The 19,338-nt window shown below is 72.6% G+C and carries 13 protein-coding genes and 1 pseudogene; 4 read left to right on the forward strand and 10 right to left on the reverse strand.

Annotated elements, in window-relative coordinates:
• Window positions 1-3: 3 nt before the first annotated feature.
• From ACIP9H_RS16390 to ACIP9H_RS16400, 3 genes and pseudogenes are all read right to left on the reverse strand, one after another.
• A complete protein-coding gene (locus ACIP9H_RS16390) occupies window positions 4-915 on the reverse strand; it encodes an RNA polymerase sigma-70 factor (protein ID WP_401959540.1) in 912 nt (303 codons plus the stop codon).
• A 5-nt stretch (window positions 916-920) separates the two neighbouring features.
• The gene (locus tag ACIP9H_RS16395) at window positions 921-2,126 is read right to left on the reverse strand and encodes an NAD(P)/FAD-dependent oxidoreductase (RefSeq protein ID WP_401959542.1); all 1,206 of its coding nucleotides are present in this window, start codon (window positions 2,124-2,126) and stop codon (window positions 921-923) included.
• 150 nt (window positions 2,127-2,276) lie between these two features.
• Window positions 2,277-3,284 (reverse strand): annotated as a pseudogene (locus ACIP9H_RS16400) (TDT family transporter).
• 609 nt (window positions 3,285-3,893) lie between these two features.
• Here ACIP9H_RS16400 and ACIP9H_RS16405 point away from each other — a divergent pair.
• Window positions 3,894-6,626 (forward strand): multifunctional oxoglutarate decarboxylase/oxoglutarate dehydrogenase thiamine pyrophosphate-binding subunit/dihydrolipoyllysine-residue succinyltransferase subunit, encoded by a 2,733-nt coding sequence (locus ACIP9H_RS16405; protein WP_401959544.1) that lies wholly within the window; start codon window positions 3,894-3,896, stop codon window positions 6,624-6,626.
• Window positions 6,627-7,356: 730 nt separating this feature from the next.
• Here ACIP9H_RS16405 and ACIP9H_RS16410 read toward each other — a convergent pair.
• The 5 genes from ACIP9H_RS16410 to ACIP9H_RS16430 all read right to left on the reverse strand — a co-directional run bounded on the left by ACIP9H_RS16410 (window position 7,357) and on the right by ACIP9H_RS16430 (window position 14,692).
• Window positions 7,357-7,875 carry a hypothetical protein gene (locus tag ACIP9H_RS16410; RefSeq protein WP_401583316.1) on the reverse strand — a complete coding sequence of 173 codons (519 nt, stop codon included), beginning with the start codon at window positions 7,873-7,875 and terminating at the stop codon, window positions 7,357-7,359.
• A gap of 41 nt (window positions 7,876-7,916) precedes the next feature.
• Window positions 7,917-9,380, reverse strand: a complete 1,464-nt coding sequence (locus ACIP9H_RS16415; protein ID WP_401583318.1) for an MFS transporter — start codon at window positions 9,378-9,380, stop codon at window positions 7,917-7,919.
• 294 nt (window positions 9,381-9,674) lie between these two features.
• Entirely contained in the window at window positions 9,675-10,679 is a 1,005-nt protein-coding gene (locus ACIP9H_RS16420; protein WP_401583320.1) for a GlxA family transcriptional regulator, read from the reverse strand.
• A gap of 531 nt (window positions 10,680-11,210) precedes the next feature.
• A complete protein-coding gene (locus ACIP9H_RS16425) occupies window positions 11,211-13,181 on the reverse strand; it encodes a discoidin domain-containing protein (RefSeq protein ID WP_401583322.1) in 1,971 nt (656 codons plus the stop codon).
• A 239-nt stretch (window positions 13,182-13,420) separates the two neighbouring features.
• Entirely contained in the window at window positions 13,421-14,692 is a 1,272-nt protein-coding gene (locus ACIP9H_RS16430) for a hypothetical protein (protein ID WP_401583324.1), read from the reverse strand.
• A gap of 235 nt (window positions 14,693-14,927) precedes the next feature.
• Here ACIP9H_RS16430 and ACIP9H_RS16435 point away from each other — a divergent pair, with 235 nt between their 5' ends.
• Window positions 14,928-15,434: a hypothetical protein gene (locus ACIP9H_RS16435; RefSeq protein WP_401583325.1), complete on the forward strand. Its 507-nt coding sequence runs from the start codon at window positions 14,928-14,930 to the stop codon at window positions 15,432-15,434.
• A 21-nt stretch (window positions 15,435-15,455) separates the two neighbouring features.
• Here ACIP9H_RS16435 and ACIP9H_RS16440 read toward each other — a convergent pair whose 3' ends face one another.
• Window positions 15,456-15,629, reverse strand: coding sequence for a hypothetical protein (locus ACIP9H_RS16440; RefSeq protein ID WP_401583327.1), 174 nt, complete (start codon window positions 15,627-15,629; stop codon window positions 15,456-15,458).
• Window positions 15,630-16,649: 1,020 nt separating this feature from the next.
• Here ACIP9H_RS16440 and ACIP9H_RS16445 point away from each other — a divergent pair.
• Window positions 16,650-17,060, forward strand: a complete 411-nt coding sequence (locus ACIP9H_RS16445; RefSeq protein ID WP_401583328.1) for a hypothetical protein — start codon at window positions 16,650-16,652, stop codon at window positions 17,058-17,060.
• Window positions 17,061-17,126: 66 nt separating this feature from the next.
• On the opposite strand, the gene ACIP9H_RS16450 is transcribed toward ACIP9H_RS16445, so the two are convergent.
• Entirely contained in the window at window positions 17,127-18,578 is a 1,452-nt protein-coding gene (locus ACIP9H_RS16450; protein WP_401583330.1) for an MFS transporter, read from the reverse strand.
• Window positions 18,579-18,738: 160 nt separating this feature from the next.
• Here ACIP9H_RS16450 and ACIP9H_RS16455 point away from each other — a divergent pair, with 160 nt between their 5' ends.
• On the forward strand, window positions 18,739-19,179 hold the full coding sequence (locus ACIP9H_RS16455; RefSeq protein ID WP_360905533.1) for a MarR family winged helix-turn-helix transcriptional regulator: 441 nt from the start codon (window positions 18,739-18,741) through the stop codon (window positions 19,177-19,179).
• Window positions 19,180-19,338: the final 159 nt, after the last annotated feature.

The raw sequence follows: 19,338 nt of genomic DNA on the forward strand, positions 1-19,338 counted from the left end.
GCCTCATCGCGTCCCGATCCCGTGAGCGGTGCCGCACGCGACGGCGCGGAGCTTGTCCGGGTTGGCCACGTTGTGGATGGCGGTGACGCGGCCTTCGGTGTCGAAGTCGAAGGTGACGGTGGCGATCACGCGGTCCGGTCCGCTGAACAGCATGCCCGGTCCGCCGTTGATCTCGGCGAGCTCGGCCCTCATGTCGGCGGGGTCGATTCCCTGGTAGCTGACGGTGCCCATGGCCGCGAACCACGAGGCGACCGTCCACGCGCCCACGACCGGTTTCAGGGCCTGGCGCACCTTGCCGCCTCCGTCGGTCCACAAGGTGACGTCCGGGGACAGCAGTTCCATCAGCGCGTTGACGTCACCACCGGTCGCGGCGGCGAAGAACCGCTCGGTCACCTCGCGTTGCCGGGACCGGTCGGCGGTGAAGCGCGGCCGCCGGGCCCGCACATGTCCACGAGCGCGGTGCGCGGCCTGCCGCACGGCCGTCTCGGAGCGCTCCAGGGCCTCCGCGATGTCGGCGTGGCTGAAGTCGAAGACCTCCTTCAGCACGAACACCGCGCGTTCGAGCGGGCTCAGGGTCTCCAGTACCACCAGCATCGCCATCGACACCGACTCGGCGTCCACGACGACTTCGGCGGTGTCACGGCTGGTGAGGATGGGCTCCGGAAGCCACGGGCCGACATACGTCTCCCGCTTGTGCCGCGAGGAGCGCAGCCTTTCCAGCGCCAGGTTCGACACGATCCGGGTCAGGTACGCCTTGGGGTCGGCCACTTGCGAGCGGTCGGCGGCCGACCACTTGATCCAGGCGTCCTGGACGGCGTCCTCGGCGTCGGCCGCGGTACCGAGGAAGCGGTAGGCCACGGAGAAGAGCAGGCTGCGATGGCGGTGGAACACCTGCTGATCGAGGTCCGCGGGCATGCGGCTCACCGTACCTTCGGTATGCGGGAGAACCGTCCGCCGCGGGGCCAGAACGCTCCCGAGGCCGGCATCTTCTTCATACGGCCGAAGGTCGGCCAGGGCGAGGCGGTCACCGTCTCCTTGTACCAGGTGGCTGCACGGCCGGTCAGATGAACACGTCGCGGGCTGTCGTCGGGCCGGGTGAACTGCACGACCGCGTCGTGCCGTCCCAGGCTCACCGGTGTGTGGTAGTAGCCGAAGCGGAACGGCCTCGGCCGCTTGCCCCGCAGGGCGCGGACGATCGAGACCGCGGCGTGCACCCCGGTCGGCATGCCGCCCTGGCAGGTGCCGTGCATGACGCCGTAGCCCTGGCGGATCGCGGCCGCGTCGCCCACCGCGTAGACGGTCGGGTGCGACAGCGAGCGCAGCGCGGCGTCGGTGACGACACGGCCGCGTTCGTCGACGGTCAGTCCGGCGGCGGCCGCCAGCGGTGACACGCGGGTACCACTGGCCCAGACGACCGCGTCGGCGGCGACGGACTCACCGCCCGTCAGCCCGACGGCGCCGGGCAGCACTTCCGCCACCTGGACCCCGCTGCGCACTTCGACGCCCAGCCGGTCGAGCGCGGCCCGCAGATACGCCCCGGCCTTCGGGCCCAGGGAGGCACCGGGCTCGGTCCGGCCCAGGAGGACGACCTTGAGCCCGGGGTGCCGCTCGGCGATCTCCGCGGCCGATTCGACGCCGGTCAGCCCGGTCCCGGCGACCACCACCGTGCCGTGGCCGAGCCGCGACAGCCGGCCGGCCAGCGCCTCGGCGTCCATCGAGCTGTTCAGGGTGTACGCGTGGTCCGCGACCCCCGGCACCGAAGCCGTGTCGGCCACGCTGCCCAGCGCGTAGACGAGCGTGTCGTAGTGCAGGACCGACGCGTCGTCGATCCGTACCGTCCGCGCGTCCGCGTCCACCGCCGTCACCCAGCCGCGCACGAACCTCGCACCCGTGCCGGCCAGCAGCTCCGGGACGCTCCGCTCGGCGACCGGCTGCCCGGTGGCCGTCATGTGCAGCCGCATGCGCTCGGTGAACCGCTCCTGCGCGTTGACCAGGGTCACCTGCACGTCCGCGTGCCGGCCGGTCCTGGCCGCGAGCTGGACGGCCGCGGCCATGCCCGCGTAACCCGCTCCCAGGACCACAACACGGTGGACGCCCGCCCTTCCGGCTTCCTGCTGTGCGCTCATCGCTTCGCCTGCCTCTTCCTCGGCTTACTCGGCTTACTCGGCTTACTCGGCCCGCTGCCGACCACCACCAGATGGAGGCAGCCGCCCGGTCCGTGACACGAGTGCGATGTGACGTGCGCCACAGCCTGTGCCGCCCGCCGGAACGAGGGCCTACCGCGGGCCTCCCGGCCGGAAGGCATGTCCCGCGGCGTGGTGCAGGGAGCGCCACGCCACCACGGCCCAGGCGGCGACGAGCAGCACATAGAAGCCGACGGCGCTCCACACGAACACCTGGGAGCCGGTGCGGACGGCGAGGGCGCCGGTACCGGTGACGCACGCGCCCAGGGGGAAGATGAAGGACTACCAGGTGGGTGCGAAGGGCAGGCCCGCCCGGACCTCCCGTACGGTCAGCGCCGACGCGAGCACCAGCCACAGCATGGCGAAGCCCCACACGCCGAGGCCGCCGAACAGCGCGAGGACGGCAGCGCCCCGCGCGGAGGGCGCCGGGAGTGCGCTCGGTGCCGCCGTCGCCAGGGCGCCCAGCGCGGTCACCGACTGCCCCAGCGCCCCCACGCCGATCCACACCGTGGGCACCACCGCCCCGGTGGGGGCCTCGTGGTGCACCAGGCGGCTGTACACCATGGCGAGCACGAGCAGTATCGCCACCAGGCTCAGCCCGACCATCGCGTAGCAGGCCAGCAGCAGGGTCAGTCGCGGCTGGCCCGCCGGGGCGTGCGGGACGAGCAGCGCCCCTGTCGCGGCCGACACCATCGGCGGCACGATGGGCATGAGCCAGCCCCCGAACGCGGCGTCCGGGGCGTAGCGGTGCCGCGTGACCATCAGGTACGGCACGGTGCAGGCCGTCACGAGGCCGAGCGCGGTGCCGGCCGACCACAGCACCCAGTCCGCGTCCAGCGCCGCCCGCGGCCCGATGATCCGCCGGCCGAGCAGCAGCGTTCCCGCGCCCACGATCAGCAGGGCCATGGGCGGCGCACCGAAGAACTGCGACAGCGCCGGGTCGGCGGCATGGTGCCGCAGGGCCCGCTGCCGGACGTATCCGGCGGCGAGCACGACGAGCAGCAGCGCGGCCCCCAGCCAGACCACCGTCGCGGCGTCCCGCAGCCCGGGGAAGCCGCGCGGCAGGGTGGCCGCCGCGTTGGCGACGATCCCGGTGCCCATGACGGCCGCGAACCAGCCGGGGACGAGCGGTGAGGGCCCGCCTCTGCCCGTTCTGGGCCGGCGGGCACGGGCGTGGACGGGGCGTCTCGGGCCGGCTCCGTCCGTGGTCGGGACGGCTCGGTCGCTGCTCGAATGGGGCGGCACAGCGCAGTACGCCTCTTTCCTCGTCGTGGGGCACCGTCGGTGGTCGGCCGGCGGCGCGGGCCCACGCGGCAGCGGCCCACGGGGCGGAGCCGAGTCGTCGGCCCGTCGGCTCGCCGGCCTTAGGAGGTTATGGCGGTGTCGCGTGCACGGTGCACAACAGCGTGTGCCACGACAGCCTCAGTTCAGGACACGGCGGCGGGTGCCGTACGGCGGGCCGTCGTGGACACCGGCGGTTTCCTTCCCGGCGGGGGCCCGGGCGATGTCCTGATGTGCCGCCGTTGTGGCACGTCCGGCTCTCTCTTCCCGCGCCGTGTCGCCGTACGGTCGATTGCGCGACACGGCGGATGGGTTCGCCTCAACGACGAGCAGCGGAACCGAGGACCTCGGACGCCATGGGGAACGGCCGAGGAGACCGGCCGCGTCCACCATCGCACGCTCCGAGTGAGGAAAGAAGGCGACCACCCAATGGTGTCGCAGTCACACGCCGGGGAGCCGGCGCTCCGCGGGCTGGAATTCGGGCTCAACGAATGGCTCGTGGACGAGCAGTACAAGCGCTACCTGGAGGACCCGGCCTCGGTCGACCGGACGTGGCGGGACTTCTTCTCCGTTCCGGCCGCCGCGATCGGCCGGCAGGAGCGCCACGCGGCGACGACCACCGTGCCGGACAGCGCGGGCGACGCGGCGCTCAAGGCGGTTCGCGTCGCCGCGCTGATCGACGCGTACCGGGTGCGCGGTCACCTGGTGGCCGACACCGACCCGCTCTCGGCCGAGCCCGCGGACGTCCGTCCCGAGCTGGACATCACGGCGTTCGGGCTCGGGAACGAGGACCTGGACAGGGAGTTCGTCGTCGACGGCTTCGCCGGCCGTGACTCGATGACCCTTCGTCATGTGCTGGACGCCCTGCGGGAGTCGTACTGCCGCTCCGTCGGCGCCGAGTACATGCACATCGAGGCCGCGGAGGAGCGCCGCTGGATCCAGCGGCGGGCCGAGTCGCCGCAGCCGGTGCCGGACCGCGCCGAACAGCTCCAGATCCTCTACCGGTTGGGGGCCGCGGAGGCCTTCGAGACGTTCCTGCAGACCAAGTACGTGGGCCAGAAGCGGTACTCGTTGGAGGGCGGCGAGTCGGCGATCGTGCTCCTCGACGCCCTGCTGCACCGCTCGATCGAGCACGGCGTGGGAGAAGCCGTCATCGGCATGGCGCACCGGGGCCGGCTCAACGTCCTCGCCAACATCGTCGGCAAGTCCTACGGGGAGATCTTCCACGAGTTCGAGGACGCGGGGGACATCCGGTCGGTCCAGGGCTCCGGCGACGTGAAGTACCACCTCGGCGCGGAAGGCACCTACCGTGCCTTGGACGGCGGCGCGATCGCCGTGTCCGTCGTGGCCAACCCCTCGCACCTGGAGATCGTGACGCCGGTCGCGCAGGGCGTCGTGCGCGCCAGGCAGGAGCTGGCCGCGGACGCGGGCGAGGGCCTGTCGGTGCTGCCGGTCGTCATCCACGGCGACGCCGCGTTCGCCGGGCAGGGCGTGGTCTCCGAGACGCTCAACATGTCGCAGCTGCCGGGGTACCGCACCGGCGGGACCGTTCACGTCGTCATCAACAACCAGGTCGGCTTCACGACCTCGCCCGCCGGCGGCCGCTCCGGCACCTACGCGACCGATGTCGCCAGGTCGGTCGAGGCCCCGGTCCTGCACGTGAACGGGGACGACCCCGAGGCCGTCGTCCGGGTCGCGCGCCTGGCCTTCGACTACCGCCGGACCTTCCACAAGGACGTCGTCGTCGACCTGGTCTGCTACCGGCGCAACGGGCACAGCGAGGTCGACGACCCCTCCATCACCCTGCCGGGGATGTACGACCGCATCGACGCCAGGCCCTCGGTGCGCCGGCTCTACGCCGAGGCGCTGGTCCGCCGCGGGGACATCGGGGAACGGCAGGCGGAGGGCGCGCTGCGGGACTACCGGGCGCGTCTGGAGCAGGCGTTCACCGAGACCCACGCGGCGGTGCGGCCCGCCGGCCCCCCGGCTGTCGCGGAGGCGACCGCCCCAAGGCCGGTCACGGCCATCGCGGAGGCCACGGCCCGCCGGGTCATCGCGTCCCAGACCGGCCTGCCGCAGGGCTTCACCGTGCACCCGCGCGTCCTGCCGCAGCTCCGGCGGCGCGCCGCGACGCTGGACGCGGGAACGGTCGACTGGGCCACGGCCGAGACGCTGGCCCTCGGCTCCCTGCTGCTGGACGGGATTCCGGTGCGGCTGTCGGGACAGGATTCCCGGCGCGGGACCTTCGGCCAGCGCCACGCGGTCCTCACCGACCGGCGCACCGGCGCGGAGCACACCCCGTTGAGCTCGCTCGGCGCGCCGGCGTCCTTCACGCCCTACGACTCCATGCTGTCCGAACTGGCGGCGCTGGCCTTCGAGTACGGCTACTCGGTGGCCCGGCCCGGGACCCTGGTGCTGTGGGAGGCCCAGTTCGGCGACTTCGCCAACGGCGCCCAGACCGTCGTCGACGAGTACATCGCCTCGTCCGAGGAGAAGTGGGGGCAGCGCTCAGGAGTGACGCTGCTGCTGCCGCACGGCCTGGAAGGACAGGGGCCGGACCACTCCTCGGCCAGGATCGAGCGGTTCCTCCAGCTGTGCGCGCGGGGGAACATGACCGTCGCCATGCCCTCACTGCCGGGCAACTACTTCCATCTGCTGCGGCAGCAGGCGCTCGACGGGCGCAAGAGGCCGCTGGTGGTCTTCACCCCCAAGTCGATGCTGCGGCTGAAGGCGGCCACCTCGCCGCTGTCGGAGTTCACGACGGGCGGGTTCCGCGCGGTCGTACCGGACGGAACGGCGGACCCCGCCGGGATCAGGCGCGTGCTGGTGTGCTCGGGCAAGGTCTTCTACGACCTGGACGCCCACCGGCAGGACGCCGGCGTGTCGGACACCGCGATCGTGCGCCTGGAACAGCTCTACCCCTTCCCGGAGGAGGAGCTCGGGGCCGAACTCGCGCGCTTCCCGGCCGGTGCGGAGGTGCGGTGGGTGCAGGAGGAACCGGAGAACCAGGGGGCGTGGTCCTTCGTCGCGCCGCGCCTGGAGCGTGTGACGGGCCGTCAGGCCCGTTGCGTCAGCAGGCCGGAGGCCCCGGCCCCCGCCGTGGGCTCCGCCCGACGCCATGCCGCCGAGCAGAAGGCCCTGATCGAAGCTGCCTTCGCCTGACCGACCCCCTGAAACGGGCACCCCCCGGACCCCCGTCCGGGAGGTGCCCGTCCGCCGTGCCGCGCGACCAGCGCACACGGCACCGGCCAGAGGCGGTGGACACCCGCGCGCATGGCGACCGCCTGCGCGAACAGCCCCGGCCGCGCCTCGGAGTGGATGACGGACCGTCAAGTGCGCTGTGGCAGCAGGCCGGACGCCGGCCGTCCCGGACGACCAGGGGCACACGACATCAGGGGCGGCACGGCGACCTGCGCGAACAGCCTCCGGCCGCGCCCGGAGTGGGAGTGGGTGACGCGCCATCAGGCCCCTGGTGCGTCAGCAGGCCGGACGCCGTGGGCTCCGCCCGACGTCATACCGCCGAGCCGAAGGCCCTGATCGAAGCGGCTCGGCTGGCCGACCCCCTGGCCACGGGCACCCCGGACCCGCGTCCCGGAGGTGCCCGTCCACCGTGCCGGGGCGACCGGCACGCACGGCATCAGGGACCACTTCCACGAGGAGGTGGCGGACGGCCGCAGTGGGGTGACGGCCTGAGCGGACAGCCTCCAGCCGCGCCTGCCACAGCGGATGACGGTGCGTCAGGTGCTCCGCCTCGGCAGTCCGGAGGGCACTGGCCCCCGCCGTGGGCTCCGCCCGACGCCATGCCGCCGAGCCGAAGGCCCTGGTGGAATGGGCCTTCGGCTGGCCGGCCCCCAGCGGCGGGCCCCCCGGAACCGCCCGGGGGGCCCGCCGGTCAGAGGTGGTGGACCGTCGCGCGAGAGACGACGGCCTGGGCGAACAGCCTCCGGTAGAAGGGGCCCAGACCGTCGGGGACCGCGAGGGAGCGGAAGGCCTCCCCGATGGACAGCAGCCTGCGGTGGGCCGTCCCGCAGCACGGGTTCCACGGGGCGAGTCGCACCTCCGCCCGCCACATCGACCGGATCAGCACCAGCCCCTCCTGCGGCCCCCGGACGCACACGCTCCGGCCGAACCCGAGGAGCCGGCTCTCCATCACCGCGGCGCAGGCCTCCTCACGGACCTTCCGGCGCACCGTGGCTCGGCACTTTTCGTGCGGTGCGGCACAGCCGCTGGGCAGGCGCCACCGCTGCCCGTCCTCACTGACCAGCAGGACCCGGTCGCCGACGACGCACACCACTTCCGCGCCGTACGGCGTGCCCGGCGGGGGTTCGGGCGGCGGGCAGTACGCGACGTCCCATTCCTCGCAGTCGACGGGGGTGGTGAAGTCGGCGCCGTTGTCGGGGATGTGGTCCATGATTCCCTTCCAGCAGTCAGGTGGGCGGTGCCGGGGGCCGCTCAGGCCACGCGTTGCCGGGGCTCGCGGGGCACCGCCGGCGCCTCGGCCGCCGTGCGGCGGATGCCGAGGAAGCCCAGTACCGCGCCGAAGGCCGTCAGGCAGGCGGCGACGGCGAAACTGAGGGCGTAGCCGCGTACTGTGGCGGTCGCCGGGTCGAGGCCCGCGTGCCGCAGCGCGGTGGCGTGGCTGGTGCCCACCGAGACCAGGGCGGCCAGCCCGAGGGCGCTGCCGATCTGCATGGACGCGTTGTTCATGCTGGTGGCGATGCCCGCGTCCTCACCCGTGGCGCCGTCCACCCCGGCGACGGTGGACCCGACGAGGACCAGGCCGCCGCCGAGGGGTACGAGGACCATTCCCGGCAGCACATCGGCCACGTAGCTGCCGTGCGCGCCCAGTCCGGCGAGGAGGAGGTAGCCGGCCGTGGAGATCGCGAGTCCTCCCCCGTTGAGGACCCGCAGCCCGTAACGGCGGAGCAGGCGCGGTGCGAGCACCGTCGCGCTGAACAGGATGACCAGCCCGAAGGGGACGAAGGCGAATCCGGTGGCCAGCGGGGTGAAGCGCAGCGTGTGCTGCACGTACAGGCTCAGCGAGAAGAAGAACGTGGCGAAGCCGACGTAGTAGCAGATGCGCACCACGTTGGCGATGCTCCGGTTGCGCGAGCGCAGGAACGCCAGGGGTACCAGCGGCGCGGCCGCCCGGGCCTCCACCAGGAAGAACCCGATCAGGAGCAGCACTCCGACCCCCACGGAGCCGAGGACGGCGGGCGAGAGCCAGGCGTGGCCGGCCTTCTCCAGCAGCCCGAACACCACCAGGAGCAGGCCGAGGGTGACCAGGACGGCGCCGGGGACGTCGGGTCGGCCGCGCCGCGCCGCGGCCCGGCTCTCGGAGACGAGCCGGGGCGTGACGAGATACGCGAAGGCGGCGACGGGAAGGTTGATGAAGAAGATCCACCGCCACGAGGCGATGTCGGTCAGGATGCCCGACAGCACGACACCCAGCGCCACGCCGACTCCGGCCAGGCCGCTCCAGATGGCCATGGCCCGGGCCCGTTCCTGCCGCTCGCTGAACATCAGCGTCACCAGGGACAGGGCCGCCGGGCTCACGAGCGCCGCGCCGATGCCCTGCACGAAGCGGGCGCCGACCAGCACACCGGCCTGCTGGGCCAGTCCGGCGGCCGCCGACGAGAGCGCGAACACCGCCAGGCCGACGAGGAACAGCCGCCTGCGGCCGAGCAGATCGCCCAGGCGGCCGCCGAGCATCAGCAGTCCGCCGTAGGTGACGGTGTAGCCGTTGACCACCCAGGCCAGGCCGCTGGTCGTGAGGCCGAGGTCCCGCTGGATCGGCGGGAGCGCGACGTTGACCACGGTCACGTCGAGCAGCAGCATCACCTGCACCAGGCAGATGACGGCGAGCGCGCGCCATCTGCGCGGATCGGGTACGGGAGTCGGACTGCTCGCCATCATCGCTGATCGCCTTCTGCTCGGCCGGACCGGTGTCGCGCGCCTCGGACACCGCTGTACGGGGCGACGCTTCGGACCGGTCCCGGTCCTCGGGTGTGTTTCCTCCTTGCTTCAACTCAGCGGGGACCGCGAGTGCTGGCCGCAGATAAGGACAGCAGGGGCGCACATCCGGCTCACAGTGCCGCGCCGCCGTAACGTGCCGTCATGCGGGCATACGGGCATACGGGCATGCGTCAGCGGCCCCGGTCACGCGTCACGGCGTGCGGGGCGGTGTGTGCGGCAGTGCTCTGCCCGGCCTCAGCCGGTCACGGGGCCCGGGCCCTCGCCGGTCGTCCGGAAGCGGGCGCGGTACACGCCGGGCGTCACACCCAGGTGCCGGGCGAACGCTCTGCGGAGCGACTCGGGCGAGCCGAAGCCCGTGCGGCGGGCCACGACCGCCATGGAGTCGTCACTGCGTTCCAGCAGCCCCTGGGCGGCTTCCAGCCTGATCTGCTCCACGTAGCGGGCCGGCGTGGTGCCCACCTCTTCGTAGAAGAGCCGGGTCACGTGGCGGACGCTGACCCCTGCCCTGCGGGCCATGGCGGTCAGTGTGTGGTTGCCCCCGGGCTCCTGGGCGACCGCGTCCAGGACACGGCGGAGCGTGTCCTGTTGGGTGTGCGGGGCCTGGCACCGGGCGCTGAACTGGGACTGGCCGCCCGGTCGCTGCATGAAGACGACCATGTCCTTGGCCGTCGCCCGGGCGACGTCCGCGCCGTGGTACTCCTCGACGACGGCCAGGGCCAGGTCGATCCCGGCCGTGACACCCGCCGAGGTCATCACGTGCCCGTCCCGGACGAAGATGGCGTCGGGGACGACCTCCACGGACGGGAAGCGCAGGGCCAGTTGCTGCGAGTAGCGCCAGTGCGTCGCGGCGCGGCGGCCGTCCAGGAGGCCGGCCGCGGCGAGCAGGAACGCCCCCGTGCACACCGACGCCGTGCACCGGCTGTTCTCGTTCAGACGCCGGACGACGTCCAGGAAACCGTCGTCCTTGACCAGCTTCTCCCACTCCGGACCGCCCGGGATCACCAGGACGTCGCTGGGCTCCCCCAGGTCGTCGACCGACAGGTCGGCACCGACGCGGGTGCCGGAGGCGGTGACCACGTCCGCGCCGTCCTCGGAGACGATCCGCACCTTGTAGCGTCCGCCGAAGTCGTTCGCGGTCGTGAAGACCTCGACGGGGCCGGTCACGTCGAGCAGCCGCACGCCCGGGAAGACGAACACGGTCACGGTGAGCGGACCCGCTCCAGGGCGCTTGTGGTTCATCCGATGCCTCCGGGCCGTGCGCGGTGTGGACACCGGGTCCGGCAGAGCCCGTGCACACCGGGGAAGTGCTGTGGGACCCGCCCGCGGGCCGCCGGTCCGGGCCGGGGGTGCCGGCTCCCTGTCGGGTGCCGGCCGCGCCGGCGGGGAGGCCGTGCCGCGGACGTCACCGGTCCAGGAGCGCTGGTCGGCGAGAGCTCCGGGGCAGGTCAGGAAGCGGATCACGGTCGGTGCCGGACCGCCGTTCCCCGGATTTCCCACCGCGAGTCTACGCCTGTAGGCGCCACCCCGACCCGGGGCCCGGCCGTCCCGGCGGACCCGATGGAAGCGTTCGCTTCACCCCGCACGGCCCGCACGGCCCGCACGACGCAGACCGGCGGCGCAGAACCCGTGGCGTCCGGCTCGACGGCGGCTTTGTGCGTGCCGGACGGCATCGCGACCGGCACGCACACGGTCACGGAGCGCCCGGCGCGGTAGCCCGTCACCCGGAGCCGGTCCGGGGACGATGCGCGTCCCCGGGCCGGCCGCGGGCGGTCAGGCGCCGAAGACCTGGAGCGCCGAGCACTGGCCGGCCGGCCAGCCGGTGTTGGCGGTGAAGTTCAGCCGCACGTAGCGCGTGGTGACGGTGGCGGGCAGGGTGAGGGTCACGGCGTTGCCCGTCGCCGGGTCGAAGGTGCAGTTGGCCGACGCCAGCAGGGTGGTGAAAACGCCCCCGTCGGTGCTGCCCAGCACCGACAGGGTCTGGGTGCGCGTGCCCCAGGCGGTGGAGGGCGGCAGGTGCAGGACCAGCCGGCGGACGGCGGTGGCGGCCTGGAGGTCCACCTGGAGCCACTGCGGGAAGGCGTTGTTCGCGCTCTCCCAGTAGGTGCCGAGGTCGCCGTCGGTGGCGTTGCCCGATCCGTACACCTGGGTGTGGCTGCTCTCCGACGTGGGCTTGCCCAGCGCCAGGTCGGTGGTGCCGGAGCCGGCGTCGGTGGTGACGGAGACCTGGTTCGAGGGCTGGGAGACGTTGCCGGCCGCGTCGGCAGCGACCACGTCGAAGGTGCAGGCGGTGGACGGGCTCAGGCCGGTGACGGTGAAGGAGGTCCCGGTCGCGGTGCCGACCTGGGTGCGTGTGGAGCCGCTGACCTGCATGATCCGGTAGCCGGTGACCCCGACGTTGTCGCCGGCGGCGCTCCAGGCCAGCGCGACGGTGGTGTCGCTGTGGCCGGTGACCCGCAGTGACCCCGGCGCCGAGGGCGGGGTGGTGTCGCCGCCGGCCACCGGCGGGGTGGGCCGGACGGAGGTCAGGGCGATCTGGCCCTTGAGCATCCGGCCGCCGTCGCCGGTCAGCCGGAGGTAGTAGTCGGAGGAGCAGAAGGTGCCGTCCTCGTCGAGGGCGAGGAATCCGGACCCGGTGGGCACCGAGGCCTGGGTCTCGGCGGTCTTGGCGATCTGGTTGCCTTCGTTGTACTCGTCGAACATCGAGATGTAGATGCCCTGCACGCCGGCCCGGCACATGTTGTAGAACTGCCGCCACATGAAGTCGCCGTGCGCCCGCTGCCGCCCCGAGACGTCGCCGGGCAGCACGCACGGCTGGTAGTCGATGCCGTGCGCGACGCAGTCCGCCTCGTCGCCGACGGTGTAGGTGGCGTAGGCGTTGTCGGACTCGGCGGCGTTGCCGATGGCGCCGACCATCCACGGCGAGATCATGTGGAAGGCGTGGTAGACGTCCGAGTAGCCGGTCCTGGTGCCCGCGCCGCCCGTCCGCCACTCGCGCGGCACTCCGCCGATGACGTAACAGCCCTGCGCCTTGAACCAGTTGATCACGTCCAGGCAGGCGGCCGCCGGGAACGGGTGGTTGTCGTCGTTGAAGCCGAAGCCCCAGATGCACACCACCGGCTTGCCGTTCTGGCGCGCGTAGGCCGGTGAGGAGGTGTGCGCCGCCATCTTGGTGGTCCAGTCCGTCTTGATCTCGGACTGCATGTTCCACCAGTTGGAGACGTCGTACATGACGTAGAACTTCACCCCGTGCGACTCGGCGGCGCCGCGGACCTTGGCTGCCATCTGGTCGCGGGTGGCGCCCTCGCCACCGTTGGGGTTGAAGCGCTGGAGCGCCGCGGTGTCGATGGCGTTCTGCTGCATCCAGGAGAAGTGCAAGTCCACGGTCTGCTGGTCGTACGAGGAGAACAGCGTCGCCGGCTGCCCGTTGCCCAGGTTCCCGAACGCCGTCGGGTAGGTGCGGGTGTACTCGCGCATGTCGGGCCAGCAGGTGACGGCCTTGTTGGTCGTGGACGGCGGACGGCCCCAGTCCTGGCTCCAGTGCCACCAGCCGTTGATCGGCGCGCTGTCGCCGCCGCAGGCGAACCAGCCCTGGTAGCCCACCGTGATCTTGCCGACCACGTCGCCCGGCGGACTGCCGGCTGCTCCGGCCGGCAGGGCCAGTGCCGTCTGCGCGGCCCCGATCCCGCCCGCGGCGGTGGCCGCGATCGCGGCCTGCAGGAAGACCCTGCGCGTGACACCCATCTGGACTCCTCCGGTCGGCTGTCAACTCCCGTTGCCCGACAGGGCTGTGAGGCCGCACGCCGGACGGGAGGCCTGGCGCCGGGGAGCGTAACGACGCGATGAGCCGTCGGCAATACATCGCTCCACGAACGAAAAATTCGGCTGGAAACACGCAAGAACGCCACGCCGCCGTTTCGGGGAACCACAGGGGGTCAGCCCCTCGCGCACGTGGACGAAGGCAGAGCCGAACCGCGCCGCCGTCAGGTCGACGGGTCGAGAAGCGGGATCCGCTCGTACGGCTTCTCCAGATGCTTGAGTTCGGCCGTCCCCGCCGCCTGATGCCCGTGCAGCAACCGCGAGATCACCCGCACGCCGCGCGGCAGGTCGTCCCGGATCAGGAGGTCCAATTGGTCGGAGTGCAGCACATAGCCACCGTTCGCGCCCTTTACGGAGGTACTGCCGGTCGCTTCGGCCCATCCCAGGCCGGACGTGCGCAGTTCGGCGGAGAGTTCCCCGGCGATCGCCTGCGCGAACCGCGCCGGACGGCCGGCGGCGGGCAGGGTCAGGGACAACCGCCACGAGCGGCTGCCGGCGAGAGGGCTCGTTCCGCACCACGCCGCGACGACCGTGCCCCGCTCCGTCCCCGCCAAGGTCTCCACGGCCCATGCCGCTTCGGCCACCGCGACGGGCTCTGCCAGCGCACGGAGCAGGACGGGGTGGCCGAAACCCGCCCGGGACAAGGCCGTCGCAAGGGCGCCGACATGCCGGTGTCCGTCCGGCCCGGTGCAGCGGCCGAGGGCGTCCACCACTGCGGGGGTGCGCACGGCGGGGTCCGTCCGTACCGCGTTCAGAATTTCCGTCGCCCGCGCGAGCAGCCCGGACCACGCGGCGAAGGGGAACTCGTCCGACGCGGGCTCCCGCAGGGAGTACAGCGGCGTCCCGTCGCGGCCGTGCTGTGTCACCGTCCGGCAGCCGCCGGGCCCGTCGGTCCACTCGATCCTCGTGCCGCGCAGGTCCCGCAGGTCGAACCAGTCCCGTGTCTCCTCCCGCACGCCCGCCCGGGATGCCGCGCCGCTGCCCTCCGCCGCGGGCCGAGCCGCGTCGAAAGCCGCGTCCACCAGCGGCGTGACGGTGTCGAGGTCCTCTCCCCCGGACAGGAAGGCGAAGCGCAGCAGCAGCGCGAGGATCGGGCCCGGGTACCGCGACGCCGGGTCGTGCAGGGCCACCGCGCGGCACAGCAGGTCGAGTTCGGGCCAGGGCATGACGTGCGGGTGGAAGTGCGCGGTGTCGTCCCAGCCCACGGTCCTGGCCTCCGCGGAGTCCGGGGCTAGGACCGCCAGATCGACGTACTCGATCCCCGGTTCGAACTCGACCCTGAGTCCGAGACCCCGATCCAGCAGGAACTCCGCCCGCAGTGTCTCCTCCTCCGGCTCCTCGTCCTCCCAGGCTTCGGTCGCCTGGCTGTCGAAGAGATACAGCGGCCAGAAGCCGGGCTCCGCCGAACGCGCGGTCAGATCGTCGTCTCGGGACACGCGGACACGCTATCGCCCTGATCCGACACCCCCTTCTCCCAGCTGGGCGTCGACGACCTGCCGGGGCACGTCGGTGGGCCGGTCGCTCCCAGGGCCGGCGAGGTTCGAGGCGAACGTGCTGACCGTCGTCCCGTTCCGGAACCAGCCGCGCGGCACCAGTGATGACCGGCGCATTCTCCCGGACCGGCGACGCGTGGCTTCCGGTGCGATGCGGCCTCACCCTAAAGTCCCCCCCATGGACTGGCTGGCCCCCGTGAACACGCTGCTCGGCGCGGCGATCGGCGTCGGCGCCACGCTTCTCGCCGATCGGCTGCGCTGGCGCCGCGACCGTGCGGCGCTCCACCAGGACACGCGCCGGCAGGCGTACGCCGCCTTCATGGGCGCGTTGGCGGAGGCGTACGCGCAACTGTGGGAGATCGCACACGCCGGACGCCCGGCGGACGAGGCAAGGGCGGCGGCCCATCAGGTGTTCGCGTCCAGCACGTTGTACCCGCTGCGCTACGAACTCGCGCTCATCGCCCCCTGGGAGGTGATGGACCCGGTCAATCAGGCCTTCTGGAAGGTCCGTTCCCTCCGCGACCTCGTGGGGGGCGGCGCCGGTACGGAGGACCCGGGCTTCGGCCGGCACGTCCACGACTACCTGGCGGCGGCCGAGGAGGCGCAGGCGGCCATGCGCCGGGACCTCGGCACCTCTTGGCCCCGGCGTGACCCGGACCCGGACACCCCTGGACACGACGCCTGAACGGCCGGCTGCCGGTCCCTGTCAGTGCCCCAAGGTGTCCTTGGTCTTCTCCTTCGCGCTGCGCATCCTGCCCCGTGCCTCCAGGGCCGCGCCCTTGGACGCGAGGGTGTTCTTGTGCATCGCGTGCGCCCCCTTCCGCACGATCCTTCCGACGACCTGCTCGCACTGGGCCTTGACTTTCTCTCCCGTGCTCATCTCGGCACCTCCGCGGACTCTCACTGGGCCGCTGCCCGTGAGGCGGGCGGCAAAACCCGCCACCGGGCGACGGCCCCGCACGTCCCGGTGCGACACTTCGCGCAGGCCAGGCGGCCCAGGGGGGCGCCGGCAGAAGGAGATCCGTTGAGACTCGTCCCGTTGGCGACTGCCGCGACAGCCGTCACGCTGCTGGCGTCCTGCACCACGCAGACGCAGGTGTCACACCGTTCCACAGCGGCACGCAGCCACTCCCCGGCCGCCGCGAACGCCCCCCGTTGTGCGGCCGACGGGTACACGTGGTCGAAGGTCACGTACCGGAAGGTCCTGGCAGGTGTGTCGGACGCGCAGGAAGCCGAGCTTCCCGCCCACGGATCCGCGACGCTGCGGTTCGACACCCGGCCGGTGGGCGGTCTCGTGGCCAGGATGACTGCGGGGGCACTGGCGGCGGGGGCCGATCCCGGCGACGCGGTCGCCTCACTGGAGGCGAAGACCGGTGAGGATTTCGTCCGCGTCGGGAACCGGCTCATCATCGATGATCGGGAGAGGGACTTCGCCGTGACGCTGCTCAACGACACCGCTGTTCCCGACCGGGGCCGCTACCTGCGTGCGCTCCTGGCCGAGCAGGTGACAGCCCCCTTCTCCGCCGTCTGCACGGGAGGAACGGTGCGGGGCACCCTCACGACATGGTGGCGGGTCCCCATTGGGTGCCGGCCTCGAATGCGGGCTCACCGCACATCTGGAAGCGGCGGCCAAAGAGGCCGAGCAGCGGGCCTGCGCCGCGTAGTCCCGCACGCCGTCGGGGAGTTCGCCGGCCCTTCGCGCACGACCACTCCCCTAGGGTGTCGGCATGTCGCTGAGCCGTGTGGTGGCCTGCATCGAAGTCTTCCACTCGACCCGGTGCTGCACCGCTCCGTGCTCACCGTCGCCGGGTTCCAGCGGCTGTCGGTCGTCCCCGCCTGCGGGAACCGCCGGGAACCGCCGGGCCCTGGTGCACGTCGAAGGGCCATGCGAAGAAGGCACTTGGTGCAGGTCGCGGCCGCGCTGCCGCTCATGGCAGTGGCGGGCTGCGGGCAGTTGGGCGCGGACGAACGTCCCTGCACCGCGATGGGGGCACTGTCCGGAGTCTCGGTCCTGCTCGACACGAACCCCGCCCTGCGGTACCGGCTCTGCGTGGGCGCGTCCTGCGTCACCGGCGAACCGGGGGCCCGCGACCTCATGGTGCGGCTGCCCGACTCCGTGGGCGCCCGGAGCGTGACCGTACGGCTCACCGGGGGGCCCGGCGGCGCGTCCGCTCAGTCGTCGCCCACCGTTGACGAGCGCACCCAGGTCACGTTGAAGAGGTACCAGCCCAACGGGCCGCAGTGCCCGCCCACCGTGTACCACGTGGGCCTTCGGTACGAGCCGGGAGAAGGACTGCTCCCGGTCGGATGAACAGGCGGCGCCGCCCGCCGCGGCGTGGACGCGCGGCGGACGGACGGAACCGTGCCGTACTGCGGTTCAGGACTCGAGGGCGGCCTGCGGAGCCGGGGCCGGCGCGGCGTCCGCCCCGGCGGAGGCGCTGCGGGCGGCCGGGATGGCGACGGCGATGAGGGCGGAGACGAGGGCGATGCCGCAGCCGATCACCAGACCGGTGCGGAAGCCGTTCTCGGAGGTGAAGGTGAAGCCGCCCGCGGTCGTGGTCAGCTGGGAGAGGACCACGCCGATCACGGCGGCACCCACCGAGGTGCCCAGCGAGCGCATCAGGGCGTTGAAGCCGTTGGCGGCCGCGGTCTCGGAGATCGGGACCGAGCTCATGATCAGGGCGGGCATCGAGCCGTAGGCCAGGCCCACACCGCTGTTGATGACCATGATGGCGATCATGAGGCCCCACGCGGTGCCCGTCAGCATCAGGGACAGCCCGTAGCCCGCGGCGAGCACCAACGCGCCGCTGATCAGGGTGAACTTGGGCCCGCGGGCATTGGTCAGCTTCCCGCCGAGCGGCGAGACGATCATCATCATGATGCCGCCGGGCAGCAGCCACATACCGGCCGCGAGCATCGACTGGCCGAGACCGTAGCCGGTCGCCTTGGGGAACTGCAGCAGCTGCGGGATGACGAGCATGCCGGCGTACATGCCGAAGCCGACGAAGACCGACGCGACGTTGGTCAGCAGCACGCGCGGGCGGGCCGTGGTCCGCAGATCGACCAGCGGGTCGCGGGTGCGCAGCTCCCACCAGCCCCAGCCGAGCAGCACGACGACGGCGGCGGCGAGCAGGCCGAGGGTGGTGGCCGAGCCCCAGCCCCAGTCGGCGCCCTTGGACACCGACAGCAGCAGGCAGACCAGGCCCACGCCCAGGCCGATGGCGCCGGGGAGGTCGAAGCGCTGGCCCTTGGCACCGGCGGGGACGTCGGGGATGAAGAAGAAGATCAGCACCGCGACGACGGCGGCCAGGCCCGCGGAGCCCCAGAAGAGCACACGCCAGTCCGCGTACTGGGCGATGGCGGCGGCGATCGGCAGGCCGAGGCCACCGCCGATGCCCATGGAGGCGCTGACCAGGGCGATGGACGAGCTGAGCTTCTCCGCGGGGACGACGTCCCGGAGCAGGGCGATGCCGAGCGGCACCATGCCCATGCCCATGCCCTGCAGGCCGCGCCCGACGATCATCGGGACGACGGACGAGGACAGCGCGCACACCACCGAGCCCGCCACCAGCGGCACCGAGCACACCAGCAGCATGCGCCGCTTGCCGACCAGGTCGCCGAGACGGCCGAAGACCGGGACGCAGACGGCCGCCACGAGCAGGGTGGCGGTGATCACCCAGGCGGCGTTCGAGCCCGAGGTGTGCAGGATCTGCGGCAGCTCGGCAAGGAGTGGGGTGACCAGGGTCTGCATGATCGCGGCCGTGATGCCGGCCAGTGCCAGCGTGGCGACCACGCCGCCCGCGCGGGCTGTGGGTTGTGGGGCATTCATGACGGCACTCCTCGCACGACGTTCGAACCCTCTCAGCATGCATCGTACATAGGAAGTGCATCGCGCACATGATGTGGCTGGTGCATGCACTGTGAGATGATGGAAGCGGGCCCCGAACCAGCACACCGGCGGCCCGGCGAACGGCAGGAGGCTGAAGCACATGGGCAGGCCCACCCACGAGGTCGAGTACGAGCAGATGCTGCTCAGCCGGCACGAACTCCTGCGCCACAGGGACAGCTCCCTGGAGCGCAGCGCCTACATCCTGCTCAGCCGCATCCGGGTCCAGGGGCCCATGTCGATCGGCGAGCTGAGCGACGCCTTCGCGCTCGACGCGTCCACCCTCAACCGGCAGACGGCCGCCGCGATGCGCGCGGGCCTCGTGGAGCGCATCCCCGACCCCGAGGGCGGGATGGCCCGGAAGTTCCGCATCACCGACAAGGGCGCCCGGATGCTGGACGAGGAGCGCGACAGCATCATCGGCGGCCTGGGCAAGGTCATGGCCGACTGGCCGGACGAGGACATCGCCGCCTTCGCCTCCTACTTGAGGCGCTTCAACAGCGACATCGAGCGCCTCGACGGACGGCCCTGGCCGCGCCCGTGAGCCGGGTCGCCGTACCGCGCGCCTGAGGACCACCGGGGCTTCCCGCGCGGCCCGCGGCGGCGGGCGATCCCGCGCACGGGGCGCGGAAAGGTCCACCCCGCCGAGTACACCGATGCACGGGCGTCACGCCTCCTCGACCTCACCGTCGACGCCCTGCGC

Source organism: Streptomyces sp. NPDC088732 (assembly GCF_044751205.1).
Taxonomy (GTDB): domain Bacteria; phylum Actinomycetota; class Actinomycetes; order Streptomycetales; family Streptomycetaceae; genus Actinacidiphila.